This window comes from Aromatoleum buckelii, from assembly GCF_012910785.2.
GTDB classification, from domain to species: Bacteria; Pseudomonadota; Gammaproteobacteria; order Burkholderiales; family Rhodocyclaceae; genus Aromatoleum; species Aromatoleum buckelii.
Map to the genome: position 1 here is coordinate 143,641 of NZ_WTVH02000009.1, position 21,343 is coordinate 164,983.

General features: G+C 64.9%; 18 protein-coding genes. 8 read left to right on the forward strand and 10 right to left on the reverse strand.

Going from position 1 to position 21,343, the window contains the following annotated elements; all coding sequences use genetic code 11:
- Nucleotides 1-45: 45 nt before the first annotated feature.
- The gene (gene plsY, locus GO608_RS06780) at nucleotides 46-639 is read right to left on the reverse strand and encodes a glycerol-3-phosphate 1-O-acyltransferase PlsY (RefSeq protein ID WP_011238290.1); all 594 of its coding nucleotides are present in this window, start codon (nucleotides 637-639) and stop codon (nucleotides 46-48) included.
- A gap of 41 nt (nucleotides 640-680) precedes the next feature.
- Here plsY and GO608_RS06785 point away from each other — a divergent pair, with 41 nt between their 5' ends.
- On the forward strand, nucleotides 681-1,058 hold the full coding sequence (locus GO608_RS06785; protein WP_169199020.1) for a dihydroneopterin aldolase: 378 nt from the start codon (nucleotides 681-683) through the stop codon (nucleotides 1,056-1,058).
- A 49-nt stretch (nucleotides 1,059-1,107) separates the two neighbouring features.
- On the opposite strand, the gene GO608_RS06790 is transcribed toward GO608_RS06785, so the two are convergent.
- The 8 genes from GO608_RS06790 to GO608_RS06825 all read right to left on the reverse strand — a co-directional run bounded on the left by GO608_RS06790 (nucleotide 1,108) and on the right by GO608_RS06825 (nucleotide 8,795).
- On the reverse strand, nucleotides 1,108-1,476 hold the full coding sequence (locus tag GO608_RS06790) for an H-NS histone family protein (RefSeq protein WP_169199019.1): 369 nt from the start codon (nucleotides 1,474-1,476) through the stop codon (nucleotides 1,108-1,110).
- A 136-nt stretch (nucleotides 1,477-1,612) separates the two neighbouring features.
- Nucleotides 1,613-2,101, reverse strand: a complete 489-nt coding sequence (gene ybaK / locus GO608_RS06795; protein WP_169199018.1) for a Cys-tRNA(Pro) deacylase — start codon at nucleotides 2,099-2,101, stop codon at nucleotides 1,613-1,615.
- On the reverse strand, nucleotides 2,098-2,592 hold the full coding sequence (locus tag GO608_RS06800) for a methylated-DNA--[protein]-cysteine S-methyltransferase (RefSeq protein ID WP_169199017.1): 495 nt from the start codon (nucleotides 2,590-2,592) through the stop codon (nucleotides 2,098-2,100). The genes ybaK and GO608_RS06800 overlap by 4 nt, the downstream gene beginning before the upstream one ends.
- 168 nt (nucleotides 2,593-2,760) lie before the next feature.
- Entirely contained in the window at nucleotides 2,761-4,038 is a 1,278-nt protein-coding gene (locus GO608_RS06805; RefSeq protein ID WP_169199016.1) for a glutamate-5-semialdehyde dehydrogenase, read from the reverse strand.
- Nucleotides 4,039-4,131: 93 nt separating this feature from the next.
- The gene (gene holA, locus GO608_RS06810; RefSeq protein WP_169199015.1) at nucleotides 4,132-5,139 is read right to left on the reverse strand and encodes a DNA polymerase III subunit delta; all 1,008 of its coding nucleotides are present in this window, start codon (nucleotides 5,137-5,139) and stop codon (nucleotides 4,132-4,134) included.
- A complete protein-coding gene (locus GO608_RS06815) occupies nucleotides 5,136-5,645 on the reverse strand; it encodes an LPS-assembly lipoprotein LptE (protein WP_169199014.1) in 510 nt (169 codons plus the stop codon). Before GO608_RS06815 ends, holA begins: the two co-directional genes overlap by 4 nt.
- 9 nt (nucleotides 5,646-5,654) lie before the next feature.
- The gene (leuS, locus tag GO608_RS06820) at nucleotides 5,655-8,276 is read right to left on the reverse strand and encodes a leucine--tRNA ligase (protein ID WP_169199013.1); all 2,622 of its coding nucleotides are present in this window, start codon (nucleotides 8,274-8,276) and stop codon (nucleotides 5,655-5,657) included.
- Between the two features lie 192 nt (nucleotides 8,277-8,468).
- The gene (locus GO608_RS06825) at nucleotides 8,469-8,795 is read right to left on the reverse strand and encodes a hypothetical protein (RefSeq protein ID WP_169199012.1); all 327 of its coding nucleotides are present in this window, start codon (nucleotides 8,793-8,795) and stop codon (nucleotides 8,469-8,471) included.
- Between the two features lie 330 nt (nucleotides 8,796-9,125).
- On the opposite strand from GO608_RS06825, the gene GO608_RS06830 reads away from it, so the two are divergent.
- The gene (locus GO608_RS06830) at nucleotides 9,126-11,345 is read left to right on the forward strand and encodes a UvrD-helicase domain-containing protein (RefSeq protein ID WP_169199011.1); all 2,220 of its coding nucleotides are present in this window, start codon (nucleotides 9,126-9,128) and stop codon (nucleotides 11,343-11,345) included.
- Between the two features lie 37 nt (nucleotides 11,346-11,382).
- Here the strand turns inward: GO608_RS06830 and GO608_RS06835 are convergent, their stop codons facing one another.
- Nucleotides 11,383-12,162 (reverse strand): ParA family protein, encoded by a 780-nt coding sequence (locus GO608_RS06835; RefSeq protein WP_169199010.1) that lies wholly within the window; start codon nucleotides 12,160-12,162, stop codon nucleotides 11,383-11,385.
- 395 nt (nucleotides 12,163-12,557) lie between these two features.
- On the opposite strand from GO608_RS06835, the gene GO608_RS06840 reads away from it, so the two are divergent.
- The 6 genes from GO608_RS06840 (at nucleotide 12,558) to dnaE (ending at nucleotide 21,282) form a co-directional block, all read left to right on the forward strand.
- Nucleotides 12,558-14,861 (forward strand): NADP-dependent malic enzyme, encoded by a 2,304-nt coding sequence (locus GO608_RS06840; protein WP_169199009.1) that lies wholly within the window; start codon nucleotides 12,558-12,560, stop codon nucleotides 14,859-14,861.
- A gap of 62 nt (nucleotides 14,862-14,923) precedes the next feature.
- Nucleotides 14,924-15,124, forward strand: a complete 201-nt coding sequence (locus GO608_RS06845) for a DUF2905 domain-containing protein (RefSeq protein WP_041646300.1) — start codon at nucleotides 14,924-14,926, stop codon at nucleotides 15,122-15,124.
- A 35-nt stretch (nucleotides 15,125-15,159) separates the two neighbouring features.
- Nucleotides 15,160-16,296 carry a phospholipase A gene (locus tag GO608_RS06850; protein ID WP_169199008.1) on the forward strand — a complete coding sequence of 379 codons (1,137 nt, stop codon included), beginning with the start codon at nucleotides 15,160-15,162 and terminating at the stop codon, nucleotides 16,294-16,296.
- Nucleotides 16,297-16,372: 76 nt separating this feature from the next.
- Nucleotides 16,373-17,347: a quinone oxidoreductase family protein gene (locus GO608_RS06855; protein ID WP_169199007.1), complete on the forward strand. Its 975-nt coding sequence runs from the start codon at nucleotides 16,373-16,375 to the stop codon at nucleotides 17,345-17,347.
- Nucleotides 17,344-17,745, forward strand: coding sequence for a hypothetical protein (locus GO608_RS06860; protein WP_169199006.1), 402 nt, complete (start codon nucleotides 17,344-17,346; stop codon nucleotides 17,743-17,745). The genes GO608_RS06855 and GO608_RS06860 overlap by 4 nt, the downstream gene beginning before the upstream one ends.
- Before the next feature lie 42 nt (nucleotides 17,746-17,787).
- On the forward strand, nucleotides 17,788-21,282 hold the full coding sequence (gene dnaE, locus GO608_RS06865; RefSeq protein WP_169199005.1) for a DNA polymerase III subunit alpha: 3,495 nt from the start codon (nucleotides 17,788-17,790) through the stop codon (nucleotides 21,280-21,282).
- Nucleotides 21,283-21,343: the final 61 nt, after the last annotated feature.

Sequence of the window (21,343 nt, forward strand, 5' to 3'; positions counted from 1 at the left end):
TCGGCGGGCGCCGGGCAGCATGTGCGCGGCGGACGCGCCGGGAGGTCAGCTCTTGCTTGCGCCGATCTTGCTTTCGGACCCGTTCATCAGTTTTCGTATGTTCGGGGCGTGGCGCCACACCAGAATGCCGGCGATCAGCGCGAGCACGGCGACCGTCGGGGTGGCGCCGAGCAGGACGGCGCCGGAAATGGGCGTGATCACTGCAGCGGCCAGCGCCGCCGCCGAAGAGTAGCGGGTGAGGACCGCCACCGCGAGCCATACGAAAAGCGCGCTGAGCGCGACCCAGGCATTGATTCCGGCAAGCACGCCCAGCGCGGTTGCAACGCCCTTGCCGCCGCGGAAGCGCAGGAACACGCTGAAGACATGGCCCAGAAACGCCGCCAGCCCCGCCAGCGCTGCTTCGACCGGGGAAAAGCCCAGCTTCGCCGCGCCCCATACCGCGAGCCACCCCTTGGCGCAGTCGCCGACGAGGGTCAGCAGCGCGGCAGCCTTGTTGCCGCTGCGTAGTACGTTGGTCGCCCCAGGGTTGCCCGACCCGTAGCGGCGAGGGTCCGCAAGTCCGAACAGACGGCTCGAAACGATGGCGAACGGTGTCGAGCCGAGCGCATACGCGGCGAGCAATAACAGGAGGAAATTCATTTTTTCACCTAGAATTGCCGGAATTCTAATCGGGAAACAGCATGGATTTCATCTTCATCGAGGAGTTGCGGGTGCAGGCCTGGGTCGGCATCTATCCCCGTGAAAAGGCGGCGCCCCAGCCGGTCGAGCTGAATCTGACTTTCGGCGTGCCGGATTCCGCGGCCGAAAATGACGACATTGCGGGGACGATCAACTACGCGGACGTGATCGAACGAATCCGGAAGGAATTGGCCGAGCGCCATTTCAATCTGATCGAGACGCTCGGAGAGTTCGTCGTGAAGCTGCTATTCGACGAATTCGGCGCACCGTGGGTCAAGATCCGCATCGCGAAGATCGGCGTGAAGAAAGGCGTGCGTCGCGTCGGTGTGTATATCCAGCGTGGACGCGAAGGGATTCCGCTCCCGGCGAGCGCAATCTGAAAGGTGGTCGTGACGCGCTCGTTAAAGAGTAAAGAGGCGCCACGACGGGTTATTTTTCGCCAGCGATCTCGAGCTCCACGAGGGGCTTGTCCTGGGCAAGCCAGTCCACCACCCATTGCGGCTTTCTGCCGCGTCCGCTCCAGGTGGTCGCAGGATTTTCCGGGTGACGGTACTTCGCCGGAATCGGACTGTTTTTCTTCGCCGCGGGTTTGGCTTTCCGCGTGGCCGGGCTGCGCTTGTCGTCGCTCGCCGGGGCGCTGCCGATAAGGTCACTGAGCGACAGACCTTCGTCCGCCGCCATTTTCTGCATTTTCTTGATCAGTTCGCGGCGCGTGTTATCGCCGCGCCGACGGATTTCCGTTTCCACCTTCGATTGCAAGCGGCGCAATTCGGTCAGTGACAAAGTGGCCAGTTCCATGATCTCTCCAGATTTCGGGGTGGTTAGTTATGACGGCAATGGATCGGGAAGGAAACGCGAAAGTGCATACCCGCAGTCATTACCAATTATTTTGCCAGTAAATCCGGAGAATTAAAACGTTGCGGACGAATGCGCCCTAGATTCCGACGCTGACGAGCCGGGGTTGCAATACTCGCAGAATTTCCTGCGGAAATATCCCAAGCAGAAATCCGCGCCGACCGCCGTTGATATAGACGAGCGGAAGATCGACGATAGAGCTTTCCATGAATACCGGCAGGCGTTTTCGCAGGCCGAATGGAGAAGTGCCACCGACGAGATAACCCGAATGACGATTAGCGACTTCCGGCGTGCAGGGCTCGATGCGTTTCCGGCCGGCTTGCCGGGCGAGTTCTTTCGTCGATACTTTTCGGTCACCGTGCATCAATACGATCAACGGTGTGCCGCTGTCGTCTTCCATTACCAGCGTCTTGACGATCGCATGTTCGTCGACGTCCAGTTCCCGGGCGGACACTTTTGTTCCGCCATGAGGTTCGTAGGCGTAGAGATGGGTCGTATAGGCCACGCGATGCTGCTTGAGGAAACGGGTGGCCGGCGTTTCCGGCGCGTGGTGTTCGGTTCTGCTCACCGGTTTGCCTCGAACGCGAGAAGCCAATGCTTTGCGTCGATCAGGTAGCCTCCGGAGGCACCGGCAAATCCGCCAATGCCTGTCGCCGACACGACGCGATGGCAGGGAATCACGAGGGGAAACGGGTTTGCCCGGCAGGCCTGGCCGACCGCTCGGGCGGCGCTGGCGAGCGCCTTCGAAAGATGTGCGTACTGCCGCGTCTCGCCGCGCGGGATCGCCGCGATCGCGTCCCACACCCGCCGCTGAAACAACGTGCCACGCATCGCGAGGGGCAGGTCGAAAGGACGGTCCGGATCTTCCAGCCACGCGTGGATCTGGGTCACTGCGCGCTCGGCGAGCGCGCAGTCAGGAGGCATTGCGGGCGTGCCCGGGGGAAGGAAGACGAGCTCGTGAATGACGTTTCCCGCAACTCGGATGCCGAACGCGCCGAACGGCACGGCGAGAATTGCGGCGAATGGGGCACCGGATGAAGCAGTCGGGGGGAGGTTCATGGTCCGCGATGCAGTGTCGAGGGAGATTCAGGACCCGCGAGGCGACCGCAGGCTTCCAGTTGTCGGGATCCTCGCCCCTGGCGACGGGACGAGGTGCCCCCCGAACGGTCGCGGGCGGCAGCCCTTCGGGACGCGTGCGCTGAAGGCGAGGCGCGGCCGCTGGCCTTTTTAGCCGCGGACTTCTCCGTTGCCGAAGACGATCCATTTCTGGCTCGTCAGCCCATCGAGTCCCACCGGACCGCGGGCGTGGATCTTGTCCGTCGAGATTCCGATTTCCGCCCCGAGGCCGTATTCGAAGCCGTCGGCGAAGCGCGTTGAAGCATTGACCATCACCGAGGACGAGTCCACTTCGCGCAGGAAGCGCATCGCGCTAGTGTAGTTTTCGGTGACGATCGCTTCGGTATGCCCTGAACTGTAGGTGTTGATGTGCGCGATCGCGTCGTCGAGGTCGGCAACCACTTTCACCGCAATGACGGGCGCGAGATATTCCTCCGACCAGTCCTGCTCGCTCGCGGCGCGCAACTTGTCCGCAGCGATCCCGGTCGCGCGCAGAATCGCCAGCGATTGCTCGCAACCGCGCATCTCGACGCCTTTCGTCGCGAGCATCCGGCCGATTTCCGGCAGCAGGCGCGGCGCGACCTCGCGGGCGACGAGCAATGATTCCGCCGTGTTGCAGGTGCCGTAACGCTGCGTCTTGGCGTTTTCGACGATCGGCACGACTTTCGCCACATCGGCATCGCGGTCGATATAGACGTGACAGTTGCCGTCGAGGTGCTTGATGACCGGCACCCGCGCTTCCTTCGAAATGCGTTCGATCAGGCCTTTGCCGCCGCGCGGAACAATGACGTCGACGAACTCGGGCATCGTGATGAGGTGGCCGACCGCGGCACGGTCGGTAATCTCGACGACCTGTACCGAAGTTTCCGGCAACCCGGCAGCGGCGAGTCCTGTCCTGACGCACTGCGCGATCGCCTGGTTGCAGTGCAGCGCTTCCCTGCCGCCGCGCAGGATCGCGGCGTTGCCGGACTTGAGGCACAGCGCCGCGGCGTCGGCGGTCACGTTGGGGCGCGCTTCGTAGATGATGCCGATGACCCCGAGCGGCACGCGCATCTTGCCGACCTGGATGCCCGATGGGCGACGCTTGACATCGGTGATCTCGCCGATGGGGTCGGGCAGGCCTGCGACCTGTTCGAGCCCTTCGGCCATCGCCTCGACGCCCTTGGCAGTCAGGGTGAGGCGATCGATCAGCGCCGGTTCGAGTCCGCCGGCGCGCGCCTCGTCGAGGTCGCGTGCGTTCGCGGCGAGCAGTTCCTCCGCCTGTTGCCGAATGGCTGCCGCCATCGCGACGAGCGCGGCGTTCTTGTCGGCGGTCGAAGCGGCCGCGAGCACGCGCGAGGCGGCGCGTGCCTGGCGACCCAGAGTCTGCATGTAGTCGTGGATGTCCATCGGATTCTCGATGTTGCCGTGCAAAAGAAGATTAAAGCATCGATCGGCCGGCGCCCGCCAGTGCGCACGTCCGCACTCAGACGATCTGACCGGTCAGCGCCGTGCGAGCCGCAGTGCCAACTGCAGGAACTCGTCCCACACATCGCCGGGAGCGAGTCCCTTGATGATGCGGTCGATCTTTGCCGCGTGCAGCAACGCGGCGCGAAGCCTGCCGGTCCGAACCCGCGTCAATGCGTTGCTGAGCGCGTGCTTGCGCCGTTCGTCGAAGATTCGTTCGGCCTTGAACAGCGTTGCAAGAGGCTGGCCGGCAGTTTTTCCGGCACACAGCGTGGCCAGCGTCCTGATTTCGTTCGCAAGTGCCCACAACACCAGCGGCGGCGCGGCGCCTTCGCCCTGCAGGCCTTCGAGGAGACGCGTGCACCGGACCGGATCGCCTTCGACGAGCGCGTCGCGCAGCTTGGCAATGTCGTAGCGGGCGACGTTCAGCACCGCATTCTGGACATCCTCGAGGCTGAGGTTTCCTTCCGCGTGGAGCAGGCCGAGCTTGAGGATTTCCTGGTGCGCGGCGAGCAGATTGCCTTCGACGTGGTCGGCGACGAAAGCGAGCGCTTCCGGGCTTGCCGTCTGCTTTTGTCGCGCCAGGCGGGCCGCGATCCATTCTCCCAGGCGTTCGCGCTCCGGAGCGTTGAGTTCGACCGTCACGCCGGCTTGCGCCAAGGCGTTGAACCAAGCTGTCTTGCGTGTCGCCCAGTCGATATCGGGCAGCGTGACCAGTGTCACGATGCCGCCGGCGAGGCTGCGCGCATAACGCTGAAGGGCGTCCCCGCCGTCGCGTCCGGGTTTCCCGCCGGGAATGCGCAGGTCGATCAGCTTCGAGCCACCGAACAGCGACTGGTTTCCGGCTGCGGCGCTCAGGCTTTCCCACCGGAAACCCTGTCCGACGACCAACGTTTCACGCTCGTCGAAGCCCTGGCGACGCGCCGCCGCGCGCACCAGATCGGCGGCTTCGAGCACCAGCAGCGGTTCGTTGCCGTGCAGCAGGTAGAGTGGGGCGAGCGGCTTTGCCAGATGTGCGAAAAGCTGCTCGGGGCGCAGGTTCACGGCTTTGCGGCCGCCAAGCGGCGCATCAGCTGGTCGATGAGGTCGAGCTGCATGTCGCGGAACAGCAGCGCTTCTTCCTGTTCCTTGGCGAGGACCTGCGCGTCGTCGAAGTTGTATTCGCGTCGCGCCGAAATCGTCGTCGGCGCGACCCATTCGTTGCCATCGCGGCCGAGGAGCCGGAAACTCATGAGGCGCCGGAGCTGGTACTCGCGCACTTTGCCGCCTCCCGTGAGCGTGAGGATCTCGCGCTCGGTCTGATCGCGCAGGATTTCGAGCCTCACGTCAGCGGTTGCCGGGTCGTCCGTGATCGTGGTGTTGCCGTTCGCAACGATGCGGCGATGCAGCGCCGCGCCGAGGTCGGACTGCCTGCTGACGCCGAGGTAAATGCTCGAAAACGCGAGCGGCTGCGGGCCGCGCAACTTGAATCCGCAACCGCCGAGCAGCGCAGCGGCCGCGAGCCCCCCGAACCCCAAGATCAGGCGGCGGCGGGTGGGAGAGGATTTCATCGACATCGCTCAGACGACGATGTTGACGAGGCGGCCAGGCACGACGACGACTTTGCGCGGCGGCTTGCCTTCCATGAATTTCTGCGCCGCCTCCGAACCGAGCGCGAGCGCTTCGATGGCGGAATTGCTTGCCCCGGCGGCCACCCGCAGAGTGCCGCGCAGCTTGCCATTGACCTGCAGCACGAGGTCGATCTCGTCCTGCCTGAGCGCGGTTTCGGAAGGTTCGGGCCAACTCGCGTGCAGCAGGTCCCCGGCAAAGCCGCAGTCCTGCCACAGCGCATGCGCGACGTGCGGCGTGATCGGCGCGAGCAGGCGCAGCAGGATGTCGAGCCCTTCCTCCGCGACCTGTGCATGCGCAGCGCCGACCTCACGGGGCGCCTTTTCGAGGGCGTTGAGGATCTTCATCGCGGCCGAGACGACAGTGTTGAACTGGTGCTTGCCGAAGTCGTAGTTCGCCTGCCTGAGGCAGACGTGGATCTCGCGGCGCACTGCGGCGAGTGCTTCCGGCAGCCGGACAGCGTCGAGCTGGCGATCCGCCGGCAGTTGGGGGCGGAGCTCGCTGACGAAAACGTGCCCGAAGCTCCACACCCGGCGCAGGAAGCGGTACGCGCCTTCGACGCCCGAGTCCGACCATTCGAGCTGCTGATCCGGCGGCGCAGCGAAGATGATGAACAGGCGCGCGGTGTCGGCGCCGTACTGATCGACGAGCGCTTGCGGGTCGACGCCGTTGTTCTTCGACTTCGCCATTTTCTCGATGCCGCCGATGACGACCGGCGCGCCATCGGCGGTGAGTTTTGCGGCGACGATGCGGCCTTTCTCGTCACGCTCGACTTCGACGTCGGCCGGATTGATCCACTGCTTCTTGCCGCCGTCGGCGTCGCGGTAATAGGTTTCGGCGACGACCATGCCCTGAGTCAGCAAGTTCGTGAAAGGTTCGGACACATCCACGAGACCTTCGTCGCGCATCGCGCGCGTGAAAAAGCGCGAATACAGCAGGTGCAGGATCGCGTGCTCGATGCCGCCGATGTACTGGTCGACCGGCGCCCAGTAATTGACCCGCTCGTCGACCATCGCCTGCCCGTTGTCCGCCGAGGCGTAGCGCAGGAAGTACCAGGACGATTCGACGAACGTGTCCATCGTGTCGGTTTCGCGTTTTGCCTGCTTACCGCACTTCGGGCAATCGCATTCGTAGAACCGGGGCATTTTCGCGAGCGGCGAACCGCGGCCGGTCACGGCGACGTCTTCGGGCAGCACGACCGGCAGTTGCTCGTCCGGCACCGGCACGTCCCCGCAATCGGCGCAGTGAATCATCGGGATCGGGCAGCCCCAGTAGCGCTGACGCGAGATGCCCCAGTCACGCAGGCGGTACTGCGTGCGCTTGGCGCCGAGGCCTTTCGCGGCGAGGTCGGTGGCGATCGCATCGACAGCATCCTGGAAATGCAGGCTGTCGTATTTGCCGGAATTGACCAGCCGGCCCTGCTCGGCATACGCGTCCTGCCACGGTGCGACGGTGTCGGTATACGCGTCGCGCGTCGACCTCACGACCATCCGGATCGGCAACCGATACTTCGTCGCAAACGCGAAATCGCGCTCGTCGTGAGCCGGCACCGCCATCACCGCGCCTTCGCCATAGCCCATCAGCACGTAGTTCGCGATCCACACCGGCAGATGCTCGCCGGTGAGCGGATGCACGACGCGCAGGCCGGTCGCCATGCCCTTTTTTTCCATCGTCGCCAGATCGGCTTCGGCGACGCCGCCGTGCCGGCATTCGTCGATGAAGGCCGCGAGTTCCGGGTCGTTCGCCGCGGCCTGGAGCGCCAGCGGGTGTTCGGCGGCGACGGCGACGTAGGTCGCGCCCAGCAGCGTGTCGGCGCGGGTCGTGAACACCTTCAGCACGCCGGAAGAGCCGATCGTCGACACCTCATACGGGAAATGCACTTCGACGCCTTCCGAGCGGCCGATCCAGTTCTTCTGCATCAGCTTGACCTGCTCCGGCCAGCCGGGCAGGGCGTCGAGCGCTTCGAGAAGCTCATCGGCGTAGGCGGTGATCTTCATGTAGTACATCGGGATTTCGCGCTTCTCGATGACGGCGCCGCTGCGCCAGCCGCGGCCGTCGATGACCTGCTCGTTCGCGAGCACCGTCTCGTCGACCGGGTCCCAGTTCACCGTGCCGAGCTTCTTGTAGATCAGCCCCTTCTGGTACAGCCGGGTGAACAGCCACTGTTCCCAGCGGTAGTAATCCGGCTTGCAGGTGGCGAGCTCGCGCGACCAGTCGATCGCGAAGCCGAGACGCTTCAGCTGCGTCTTCATGTAGTCGATGTTGGCGCACGTCCACTTTGCCGGCGGCACGTTGTTCTGGATCGCGGCGTTTTCGGCCGGCATGCCGAACGCGTCCCAGCCCATCGGCTGCAGGACGTTGAAGCCGCGCATGCGGTGGTAGCGCGCGAGCACGTCGCCGATCGTGTAGTTGCGCACGTGCCCCATGTGTAGCTTCCCCGACGGATACGGGAACATGCTCAGACAGTAATACTTGGGCTTGCCGGCGTCCTCGGCGACTTTGAATGCCTGGGTGCTTTCCCAGTGCTGCTGGGCGGCGACTTCGACTGCGGCGGGAGTGTATTTGTCCTGCATCGGGGGCTGGCGTGGGTGCGTGGAAAACACGCAAGTATATCGCGAAGCCAGCGCTGCCCGGGATGCGCGCCGGAGTGCGGGAAATCCGGCAGGAAATGCTTTGAAAACGCGAATGCCTCGAGCCTTTCGGGGCGGGGGGGCGGCCGGGACGCGTCGCGGGGTTGTGCTGCCGCCCGGACCGGATCGGAGCGCTTACGCAGCCTTGCGGGCGGTGGCCGAATAACGTTGCCAGCTGGCCGAGACCGCCGATACGACGTCTTCCATCGCGGTCAGCGGCAGGCGCCAGAGACGATTCTGGCTGCGCACGAATGGCGTGACGCACGGCGCGCAGAAGCGCTCCTTTTCTTCTTCGAGCAGGCGGAGGAAGGCATTCATCGCCTCGCCCCAGTACTCGGCATTGCCGACCCATCCGGTCGCCACGGTGGCTTCGCGCACCGCTTCATGCCAGAGGGTGGTGGCCCGTTCGATCGGGATGCCGGCTTTGCGCGCATACCAGGGCAAGAGCTTGGGTGTCTTCATGATTGGTTCTCCTGTGAGCTTGTCGGCCTTGTCGGCTTTTGCGCCGGGACAGACCTTGTAAGTCCACCGTTCGAGGCGCTGTTAATGCGGTGCAACATACAAAAATTTCGCGAATTCTGCGCCGCTCAAGGAGGTTATTCCTTGATAAAACGCAAACGGATGCTGCGTTGCACAATCTCAAGCTAAAGGATCCCTGGGGGCAAATCAACATCTTTGTTGTGCCGATGCAACAGTGCCGTTTTTTTAGGTTGTCGCGATCCCGATTCCAAGGGAGCCCGAAGTTTCCCTCGCGTCCCGGTTAAAATTCGCTGTGCCCCAAGAGAAAACCGAATGTCCGATCTGCTCGCCAACCTCAATCCCGAACAACTCCAGGCGGTTACCCTGCCGCCGCAACACGCGCTGGTCCTGGCCGGCGCCGGTTCCGGCAAGACCCGCGTGCTGACGACGCGCATCGCGTGGCTCGTGCAGACCGGGCAGGTCGATCCGCAAGGGGTCCTGGCCGTTACCTTCACGAACAAGGCGGCAAAGGAACTGCTCGCACGCCTGTCCGCGATGCTGCCGCTGAGTTTCAACCGGTCGGCGCGCGGCATGTGGATCGGCACGTTTCACGGACTGTGCAACCGCCTGTTGCGTGCCCACCACCGCGACGCCGGCCTGCCCCAGCTGTTCCAGATCCTCGACTCGGGTGACCAGCTCGCCGCGATCAAGCGGCTGCTGAAGGCGCTGAACGTCGACGACGAGAAATTCCCGCCGCGCGAGCTGCAGCATTTCATCAACGGCCAGAAGGAAGCCGGGCTGCGGCCGCACGCCGTCGAAGCGTGGGACGATTACACCCGCCGCCGGGTCGAGCTGTACATCGAGTACGAGTCGCAGTGCCAGCGCGAGTCTGTCGTGGACTTTGCCGAGCTGCTGCTGCGCACTTACGAGCTGCTGGAGCGCAATGAACCGATCCGCAAGCATTACCAGCAGCGTTTCCGCCACATCCTCGTGGACGAATTCCAGGACACGAACCGGCTCCAGTACCGCTGGCTGAAGCTGCTCGCCGACGCCGGTCGCGACAGCGCGGCGAACCTGTTCTGCGTCGGCGACGACGACCAGTCGATCTACCGTTTCCGGGGCGCCGACGTCGGCAACATGCGCGATTTCGAGCGCGAGTTTCACGTCGCCAACGTCATTCGCCTCGAGCAGAATTACCGTTCGCACGGCAACATCTTGGATGCCGCGAACGCGATCATCGGCCATAACGCCGGCCGTCTGGGCAAGAATCTATGGACCGAACGCGGCGCCGGCGAACCGATCCGCGTGTTCGAGGCCTGCGGTGACCTGGACGAGGCGCGCTGGATCGTCGATGAAATCCAGTCGCTGGTGCGCGACGGCATGAGTCGTTCGGCCATTGCACTGCTGTATCGCTCGAATGCGCAGTCGCGCGTCCTGGAGCACCAGCTTTTTTCTAGCGGCATCTCCTACCGCGTCTACGGCGGCCTGCGTTTCTTCGAGCGGCAGGAAATCAAGCATGCGCTCGCGTACCTGCGCCTGATCGCCAATCCGGACGACGACACCGCGTTCAGCCGCGTCGTCAATTTCCCGACGCGCGGCATCGGCGCCCGTTCGATCGAGGCGCTGCAGGACGCGGCGCGCACGTGGAACAGCAGCCTGTACGCGGCCGTGCCGCATCTGGCGGGGAAGCCGGGCACGGTGCTGGCCCAGTTCGTGCGACTCGTCGAAGACCTGCGGCGCGACACCGCGAAGCTGCCGCTGCCGGAGCTCGTCGACCATGTGCTCGATGCGTCCGGCCTGCGCAATCATTTCCGCAACGAGAAGGAAGGCCAGGAGCGGCTCGAAAACCTCGACGAACTGATCAATGCGGCGGCGAACTTCGTTGCCGAAGCAGGCGTGCAGGCCGATGCGCAGGACATGGCCCATGCGCTGCTCGCCGACTTTCTCGCGCACGCGTCGCTCGAGGCCGGCGAGCACCAGGCCGATGCCGGCAGCGACGCGGTGCAGTTGATGACGGTGCATTCATCGAAAGGGCTGGAATTCGACGCGGTTTTTCTGTCGGGCCTCGAGGAAGGGCTGTTTCCGCACGAGAACAGTATCCTCGAGACGGAAGGGCTGGAAGAGGAGCGCCGGCTGATGTACGTCGCGGTGACGCGCGCCCGTCAGCGGCTTTACCTGTCGTTCGCGCAGAGCCGCATGCTGCACGGGCAGACGCGCTACAACCTGCGTTCGCGCTTTCTCGAGGAAATTCCGGAGGAACTCACGAAGTGGCTGTCACCGCCGAATCCGCGCACGAGCGCGGTGCGCAGCGGGTTCGGCGGCTACTATCAGCCGTCGCGCGGCGGCGCGGCGAAGGCGGCGGAACCACCGGTTTCGCGCAGCCGTGATCTGGGCGGCTTGCGTGTCGGTCAGCTGGTCACCCATGCCAAGTTCGGCCAGGGGGTGATCGTCGCCGCCGAAGGCAGCGGCTCGGACGCCCGGCTCCAGATCAACTTCGGCGCCGCTGGCGTCAAGTGGCTGATGCTCGCGGTCGCGAAGCTCGATCCCGCCTGACTTCGGCCCCCCAGGATATTGGGGTCGGCGCCCGTCCTCAGGCGCCGTATTTCCTCGCCAGCGAGTCGTGCAGCGCGACGTACTCCTGCGTGAGCTTATGCTTCGCGTCGAGATGGATCATCGGCCGCGCCTGCTCATGGGATTCCTTGATCTTCACCGAGGCGGACAAATAGGGCGTCAGCACCGGCAGGCCTTCGTCGATCAGTTCCTGCACGACTTTCTGCGGCAGTGCGGCCCGGGCCTGGAACTGATTGACGACGATCCCTTCGACCTGCAGCTCGCGATTGTGGTCGCTGCGGATTTCCTGCACGTTTTCCAGCAGTGAGTACAGCGCGCGACGGGAAAACTCGTCGCAGTCGAACGGGATCACGCAGCCATCCGCGGCGATCAGCGCCGAGCGGGTGTAGAAATTGAGCGCCGGCGGCGTATCGATGTAGATGCAGTCGTAGCGACCGGCCAGTTCCTCGAGAGCGTCGCGCAGCTTGTAGATCTTGTAGCGGGACTCGAGCTTGCCCTGCAGGTCTTCGAGCCCGGGGTGCGAAGGCATCACGTCCAGCCCTTCGAAAGGGCTCGGGACGACGAACTCGGTCGTCTTCTTTGGGTTCAGCTTGAAGTTGAGCGTTTGGTCGAAGAAATCTGCCAACGTCGTGTCGAGCTCCCCGCTGGAGCGGCCAAGCAGATACTGGGTCGAGTTGCCCTGCGGGTCGAGGTCGACGACCAGTGTACGCCGGCCCCGGTGGGCGTTGATCGCCGCGAGGTTGCAGGTAATGGTCGACTTGCCGACTCCGCCTTTCTGATTGAACACCACGCGTCGCATCTTGGCTTTCCTGGTTGGGCTGCCACGCGATTGTGCCAAAAAATGTCCACGGGCACGTGCCGATGTGCGCCGACGCCGCACAGGGACTCCAAGCCAGAAGATGCCGCGCGCCGCTATGCCGGCTTACCCTGACATCCCTCTGCCCAAGGCTGGACGGCTGCGCTAAACTTTCGCCTCGTCAAAGGTGGCGTCAGCAGCGGTCGCATGAAGCGGCCGTCATGCGGGCCGCCGAACCCGATCCGCTGCGATGCCCGGTTCAACGCCGGCCATTCGATCAGAACAAGCCACATCGCTGCGGACCTTCCTCATTGGTTGGCGAGGCGCTGGTGCGAGCGCAGAGCTTTTTCCGCACATTCATAAACAAAGACAACCCACTTAGCACGAGAGGGAGCGCAATGGATCAGGATTTCATCACCGCGGCACTGGATTATCATCGTTCGCCGACCCACGGGAAAATTTCGGTTGTTCCCACCAAGAGCCTGACGAACCAGCGCGACCTCGCGCTCGCCTACTCGCCGGGCGTGGCTGCGGCGTGCGATGCGATCGTCGCGGACCCGGGACAGGCGCGCGAACTGACGTCGCGCGGCAATCTCGTCGCCGTCGTCACGAACGGCACAGCGGTGCTCGGCCTGGGCAATATCGGCCCGCTCGCATCGAAACCGGTCATGGAAGGCAAGGGCTGCCTGTTCAAGAAATTCGCGAACATCGACGTGTTCGACATCGAGCTCGCCGAGCGGGACCCGGACAAGCTCATCGAGATCATCGCGTCCCTCGAGCCGACGCTCGGCGGCGTCAACCTCGAGGACATCAAGGCGCCCGAGTGTTTCTACATCGAGCAGAAGCTGCGCGAGCGGATGAACATTCCGGTCTTCCATGACGACCAGCACGGCACCGCGATCATTTCGTCGGCAGGGCTGATCAACGGTCTCAAGATCGTCGGCAAGGACATCGGCGAAGTGAAGCTGGTGTGCTCCGGTGCGGGCGCCGCGGCGATCGCGTGCCTCGACCTGATGGTCGGGCTCGGAGTGAAGCGCGAGAACGTGTTCGTCTGCGACTCCAAAGGCGTGATCCGCGTCGGCCGAGACGAGAACATGGAGCCGAACAAGGCCCGCTATGCGCAGCGCACCGATGCGACGACGCTTGGCGAAGTCATCGAAGGCGCCGACGTATTCCTCGGCCTGTCGACCGCGGGCGTGCTGAAGCCCGAGATGGTCAAACGCATGGCGGACAAGCCGCTGATCTTCGCGCTCGCGAACCCGAACCCGGAAATCCTGCCAGAAGTGGCGAAGGAAGCGCGTCCGGACTGCATCATCGCGACCGGTCGGTCCGACTATCCGAACCAGGTCAACAACGTCCTGTGCTTTCCGTTCATCTTCCGCGGCGCGCTCGACGCCGGCGCAACGAAGATCACCGAGGAGATGAAGCTCGCGTGCGTGAAGGCGATCGCGGAACTCGCGCGCGCCGAACAGAGCGACATCGTCGCCGCCGCCTACGGCAACGCCGACCTGCATTTCGGCCCGGACTACATCATTCCCAGCCCGTTCGACCCGCGCCTGATCGTCAAGATCGCGCCCGCCGTCGCCAAGGCGGCGATGGAGTCGGGGGTTGCGACGAGGCCGATCGAGGATCTGGCGGCGTACGCAGCGAGCCTGTCGGATTTCGTCTATCAGTCGGGCATCGTCATGAAGCCGGTGTTCTCGGCGGCGAAGCGGATTCCGGCCGAGTTCAAGCGCGTGCTGTACGCCGAAGGCGAGGACGAGCGCGTGCTGCATGCCGCGCGCGTCGTCATCGACGAGGAACTCGCGCGGCCGATCCTGATTGGCAGGCCGAGCGTGATCGAGATGCGCATCCAGAAGATCGGCCTGAACCTCGTGCCCGGCCGCGACTTCGACATCATCAATCCGGAGTCCGACCCGCGTTACCGCGAGCTGTGGCAGGAATACCACCACATGATGTGTCGCGACGGCGTGACGCCCGAACTCGCAAAGGCGAAGATGCGCCGCGACACGACGCTGATCGGCTGCATGGTGCTGCGCCGTGGCGACGCCGACGCGCTGGTGTGCGGCACTTTCGGCACCTACGATTACCACTTCAAGACCGTCGAGGATGTCATCGGGTTGAAGAAGGGCTCGAAGCTGTTCGCGGCGATGAGCCTGCTGTTGCTGCCCAAGCGCATGCTCGCGATCACCGATCCGTACGTGAACGAGAATCCGAGCGCCGAGGAAGTCGCTGAAATCGCCCGGATGGCTGCCGACGAGCTGCGCCGTTTCGGCATCGAGCCGCGCGTCGCGCTGTTGTCGCACTCGAACTTCGGCAGCTCGCGTTCGACCTCGGCGCGCAAGATGCGCGAAGCGTCCGAGATCCTCCGCCGCCTCGCTCCGGATCTGGAATGCGATGGCGAGATGCATGGCGATGCGGCGCTGTCGCCCGACATCCGCAAGAAGTCGAATCCGGAGTCGATGCTCGCCGGGGAAGCGAACCTCGTCGTGATGCCGAACCTCGACGCGGCGAACATCTCGTTCAACCTGATGAAGATCGCGAATGGCGACGGGGTGTCGGTCGGTCCGATGCTACTTGGCACGGCGCTGCCGGTGCATATCCTGACGCCGTCGGCGACCGTGCGTCGGCTCGTGAACATCACCGCCGTTTCAGTGGTCGACGCTTTCGAGCAGCGGCAGTTTGCCGCGGCGCAGGAGTAAGGCCCTGTCCGGGCGCCGGTTCCGTCGAGGAGCCGGCGCCCGCAACGAATGTCGTTCCGTTCATGCAACGCCTGCTGATCGTCCTCGGCTTGATCCTGGTTGCCGCGGGCCTGTTTTGGCCGTGGCTCTCACGCCTGCCGTTCGGCCGGCTTCCCGGCGACTTCCACATCGAGCGGGAAGGCTTCGGCTTCTATTTTCCCCTGACGACGGGGCTGATCGTCTCGATCGTGATCAGCCTTATCCTCTGGATCTTCCGCCGCTGAAGACCGGCGCCGGTCAGCCCTACAGGAGACCCCGGATGCGAATTCCCGTGCTCGCGGTCGCGGCCGCGATGCTTCTTGGCGCACCTGCGGTCCAGGCCGAATGGCTGCTGGCCGCCTTCGCCACGCGCGTGGTCGCCGGGCAATCGCTGAACATTTCGATCGTCCGCGACGCTTCCGACGAGTTGCCGCTGCCGGATCGTCTCGAAGCCGTCATCGAAGCCGGCGAACAGCGTGTCGCCGTAGAGCTGCTGGCTGCAGGGGCTGGAGAGGGCGCCGCGTTCCGCCGCGATTACGTGCTGAACTGGCCGGAGCAGCTCACGGGACCTGCGGTCGTGGAGCTCGCCGACCGGAGTTCGTCGCGCCTGCTGCTGATCGCGCAGGAAGCTGCCGCGCCGCCGGGTGCCGACGTGGCGAAGGCTGCGCAGGAACCGGTCCTGCCTGCGGCGACCCTTCCGCCAACCCCGGCGCTGTCGGTCAACGAGCCGATGTATTTCCTCGTTGGCGGCGGGGCGGGCCGCTCGGCGCGCGTCCAGCTCAGTTTCAAGTACCGCATCTTCGAGCCCGAAGGCCCCGTCGTCGAACTGCTGCCGCCATTGCGCGGCCTGCATTTCGGTTACACACAGACTTCGGTGTGGGACCTGCGCTCGGAGTCGAAGCCGTTCCGCGACACGAGCTACCGGCCGTCGCTGTTCTACGAGTGGCGACTTGCGTCGGACCCGGAGCACCAGCACGCCATCACCGTACGCACGGGCTACGAGCATGAATCGAACGCGCGCGACCGGCAGAATTCGCGCAGCATCGACACGCTGTTCGCATCGCTCGACTGGCGTCATCGCCTCGGCGAGCGGCAATCCTATGTCGGCATCACGCCGAAGATCTGGGGTTACCTCGATCGCGACGAAAACCCGGACATCCACCGCTATCGCGGTTACGGCGAACTCGGAGTGCGTTTCGGCCGGGACGACGGTTTTCTCGCCCAGCTGCGCCTGCGCCACTCGACCGACGGGGGCAGTTCACAACTCGATCTGTCATATCCGCTGTCGCGCGCGATCCTGTCGGATACCGCGTCCTACCTGCATTTCCAGGTATTCAACGGTTATGGCGAAACATTGCTCGATTACAACCGGTCGCGCGGAACGCAGTTTAGAATCGGCTTCTCGATCCAGCGCTGAACCCCGCGCGCCCGGCTTTGCCATCCTGCGCTTGCCTGCGCCGCGCGGGCCGCATCGAACCCACCAGGAGACCAGCATGCCCCATGCGATTCGCTTCCATCGAACCGGCGGCCCCGAGGTCCTGCAATGGGAGACCGTCGATGTTCCGTCGCCTGCGCAGGGCGAGGCGCGCGTGCGACAGCATGCCGTAGGGCTCAACTACATCGACACTTATCATCGCACCGGCCTGTATCCGGCACCGTTGCCATCCGGCATCGGTCTCGAAGCTGCCGGGGTCGTCGAGGCGGTCGGCGAGGGGGTGGACGATCTCGCGCCGGGCGATCGGGTGGCCTACGCCGGAGGGCCTCTCGGGGCGTATGCGGAACTGCGCAACGTGCCCGCCGACCGCCTCGTGAAGCTTCCCGACCCGGTCTCGTTCGAGCAGGGCGCGGCAATGATGCTGCAGGGGCTGACTGCGCAGTATCTGCTGCGTCGCACCTACCGTGTTCAGCCGGGTGACACGATCCTCATCCACGCCGCCGCGGGCGGAGTCGGCCTGATCGTGTGCCAGTCGGCGAAGGCGCTCGGCGCGACAGTCATCGGCACCGTCGGTTCGGATGAGAAAGCTGCACTCGCCCGCGCGCACGGGTGCGACCATCCGATCGTCTACACGCGCGAGAATTTCGCCGAGCGGGTCAGGGAGATCACCGGCGGCGAAGGATTGCCGGTGGTCTACGACTCGATCGGCAAGGATACTTTCATGGAGTCGCTGGGCTGCCTGCGGCCGCTCGGCATGATGGTGCTGTTCGGGGCCGCTTCGGGGCCGGTACCGCCGTTCGATCTCGGCCTGCTCGCGAAAATGGGGTCGCTGTTCATCACGCGCCCGACTCTGTTCACTTATTCGGCCAGGCGGGCGGACCTGCTCGCGATGGCCGCCGATCTCTTCGAAGTTGTCGTCTCGGGCAAGGTGCGGATCGAGGTCAACCAGCGTTTTGCGCTGAAGGACGCCGCGCAGGCGCACCGCGAACTCGAGGCCCGCCGCACCACCGGTTCTTCGATCCTGCTGCCATGAGCGTGCGCCGCGAAGGTGCATCGACTCTAGGCCGGCTGACGCTGTTCCTGATCCTGGTTTTTCCGGCTGCGCCACTCGTGCCGCAGGCGCTGGCGCAACCGGCGGGCCAGAGCGCGATGAGCCCGGCAGCGACGGCGTTTCTCGCCGCGAGCAGCCGGCGCATCGAGGACCACTTCATCAGCGAGGTCGTGCGCATCACCGGCGCCAGCCCGGCCCAGGTGCGCCGGGCGATGCCCGACGAGCGGCGCATCACGTCAACGGCTTCGCGACTCATCTCCGCCCTCGAAGTGGAACTCGGCGCTCCGTTGCCGCCCGGGCAGCAGCAGGCGATTCTCGAGGCCGACAACGCACGCAAGGAATCGCTGGCACGGGCTCGCGAGGCCGCGCGGCAGCGTTGAGCGATCGAGTGAGGTGGCAGGGCATCGGGTAAAATTCCGCCCATGACTGCCCCCCACGAACCCTGTTTCATCCATCTGCGGCTGCACTCCGAATATTCGATCTCCGACGGCATCGTCCAGATCGATCAGGTGATCGCCCGCGCCGCCGCCGATGCCATGCCGGCTCTCGGCATTTCCGACCTGGCCAACCTCTTCGGCATGGTCAAGTTCTACAAAGGCGCTCGCGGCAAAGGCATGAAGCCGGTCGTTGGCGTCGATGTCTGGATCACCAACGACGCGGAGCGCGACAAGCCTTTCCGCGCCCTGCTGATCTGCCGGAATCGCAAGGGTTACGGGCAGTTGTGCGAACTGCTGACGCGCGCCTATCTCGACAACAAGTACCGTAGCCGCGCCGAGATGCGCCGGCAATGGTTCGCCGACGGCGCTGCATCGGATCTGCTCTGCCTGTCGGGCGCGATGGGCGGGGACATCGGCCAGGCACTGGTGAACGGCAATCCCGATGTCGCCGAGCGGCTCGCAGCCGAGTGGGCGCAGCTGTTTCCCGACGCGTTCTACATCGAGCTGCAGCGCGCCGGCCATCCCGGCACCGAAGCCTATATCCGCCAGGCCGTGCAGCTTGCGGGCAAGCTCGGGTTGCCGGTCGTCGCGACGCACCCGGTGCAGTTCCTCAAGCGCGAGGACTTCAAGGCGCACGAGGCGCGTGTGTGCATCGCGCAGGGCTTTGTCCTCGCCGACAAGCGCCGGCCGCGCGACTTCACCGAGGAGCAGTATTTCAAGAGCCAGGACGAGATGTGCGCGCTGTTCGCCGACCTCCCGGAGGCGCTCGAAAATTCGGTCGAGATCGCCCGGCGGTGTTCGCTGACGGTGCAGCTCGGCAAGAACTTCCTGCCGCAGTTTCCGACGCCCGAAGGCATGACGCTCGACGACTTCCTCGTCGCCGAAGCGAAATCCGGCCTCGAAGTGCGCCTCGCGGAGCTCTACCCGGCGGAAGCCGAGCGGGAGCGCCAGCGCCCGACTTACGAGGCGCGGCTCAAGTTCGAGACCGATACGATCATCCAGATGGGGTTTCCCGGCTACTTCCTGATCGTCGCGGACTTCATCAACTGGGCAAAGGAAAACGGCGTGCCGGTCGGCCCGGGCCGCGGTTCCGGCGCCGGTTCGCTGGTCGCGTACAGCCTGCGCATCACCGACCTCGACCCGCTCGCGTACGCGCTGCTGTTCGAGCGCTTCCTGAACCCGGAACGGGTGTCGATGCCCGACTTCGACATCGACTTCTGCCAGGACAACCGCTACCGCGTCATCGAGTACGTGCGCAGCCGCTACGGCAAGGAAGCGGTCAGCCAGATCGCGACCTTCGGCACGATGGCGTCGAAAGCGGTCGTGCGCGACGTCGGTCGCGTGCTCGATCTGCCGTACGGGCTGTGCGATCGCCTGTCCAAGCTGATTCCGATCGAAGGCGCCAAGCCCGTCTCGCTCGCCAAAGCCTACGACATGGAGTCGCAGATCGGCGAGATGATGAAGGACGGCAACGACGGCGAGTCGGTACAGGAGCTGTGGAGTCTCGCCGAACCGCTCGAAGGCCTCTCCCGCAACGTCGGCATGCACGCCGGCGGCGTGCTGATCGCACCCGGCAGGCTTACGGACTTCTGCCCCCTCTACATCGCCGACGGGGACGACGCGACGCCGGTGTCGCAGTTCGACAAGGACGACGTCGAGGCGGTCGGCCTGGTGAAGTTCGACTTCCTCGGCCTGCGCAACCTCACGATCATCGAGCTCGCCGTCGAGTACGTCGAGCGCCTCACCGGCGAGAAGCCCGACCTCGCGGCGCTGCCTTTCACCGATCCAGCCGCGTACCAGATCCTCAAGGACGCGAACACCACCGCGATCTTCCAGGTGGAATCGGAGGGCATGAAGAAGCTGCTGAAAAAGCTCGCCCCGGACCGCTTCGAGGACATCATCGCAGTGCTCGCGCTGTACCGCCCGGGGCCGCTGGGCTCGGGGATGGTCGACGACTTCATCCTCCGCAAGAAAGGCCAGCAGGAGATCGACTACTTCCACCCGGACCTCAAGCCCTGCCTCGAGCCGACGTACGGCGTGATCGTGTATCAGGAACAGGTGATGCAGATCTCGCAGATCATCGGCGGCTACACGCTTGGCGGCGCCGACATGCTGCGGCGCGCGATGGGCAAGAAGAAAGCCGAGGAAATGGCGCTGCACCGCGAGACGATCGCCGCCGGCGCGAAGCAGAAAGGCTACGACCCGGCGCTTGCCGAGCAGCTCTTCGACCTGATGACGAAGTTCGCGGAGTACGGCTTCAACAAGTCGCACACCGCGGCCTACGCGGTCGTCACGTACCACACTGCGTGGCTGAAGGCGCACCACTGCGCGGCGTTCATGGCCGCGACGATGTCGGCCGATCTCGACAACACCGACACGATCAGGATCTTCTTCGAGGACGCCGTCGCGAACGGCGTGACGATCCTCCCGCCGGACGTCAACGCTTCCGACTTTCGCTTCGTGCCGACCGACCGCAACACGATCCGTTACGGCCTCGGCGCGGTGAAAGGAGCCGGGGAGCCTGCGGTTCGCGCGATCCTCGCGGCGCGGGAGGCCGGCGGACCGTTCCGCGACCTGTTCGATTTCTGCGCCCGGGTCGATCGGCGCGCGGTCAATCGGCGGGTCATCGAAGCGCTGATCCGCGCCGGCGCGTTCGACCTCATCGAACCGAGCGGCAGCGCCGACCGCGCGCGCCTGCTCGCGACCGTGAGTCTCGCGATGGAAGCGGCCGAGCAGGCAGCGGCGAACGCGTTGCAAGGGGGGCTTTTCGACTTGATCCCGGAAGCGGCCGGGGCAGCGCCGGAGTACGTCCGCGCGCGCCCGTGGACCGAACGCGAGCGGCTCAAGGAAGAGAAGCTCGCGATCGGCTTCTTCCTCTCCGGCCATCCGTTCAACAGTTTCCGCAAAGAGGTGCGCCGCTTCGTCCGCCGGCCGCTCGCCGAACTCGAGCCTTCGCGGGATCTGCTGATGCTTGCCGGCGTCGTCATGGACGTGCGCACGAAGATGACCGGCCGCGGCAAGATGGCTTTCGTCGTGCTCGATGACGGCAGCTATGTACGCGAAGTGTCGGTGTTCTCGGAACTGTTCGATTCGCAGCGCAGCAAGATCGTCACCGACGAAGTGCTGGTGGTCGAAGGCAAGGTGAGCAACGACGACTTTACCGGCGGGCTGCGCATCGTCGCCGACAAGCTCATGACGCTCGGCGAAGCGCGCTCCCGGTTTGCCCGTGCGCTGCAGCTGACGGTCAACGGGGAAGTGAAGGCGGCGGGGGGCGCGAGCGCCGCGGCCGACCGTCTGCAAAGCCTGCTGGCGCCGTTCCGCGAAGGAGGCTGCCCGGTCCGGCTGCGTTACCGCAACGAGGTCGCCGAAGCGGACCTGCCTTTCGGCGAGGGCTGGCGCGTGCGCCTCGACGACGCACTGCTCGACGGCCTGCGCCAGTGGCTGGCAACGGACGCGGTCGAAGTGCTCTATCCGAACTGAGCTTCGTCACCCCGGAAGCAAAAACGGCCGCGGCCCTTTCGGGGACGCGGCCGTTTCCATC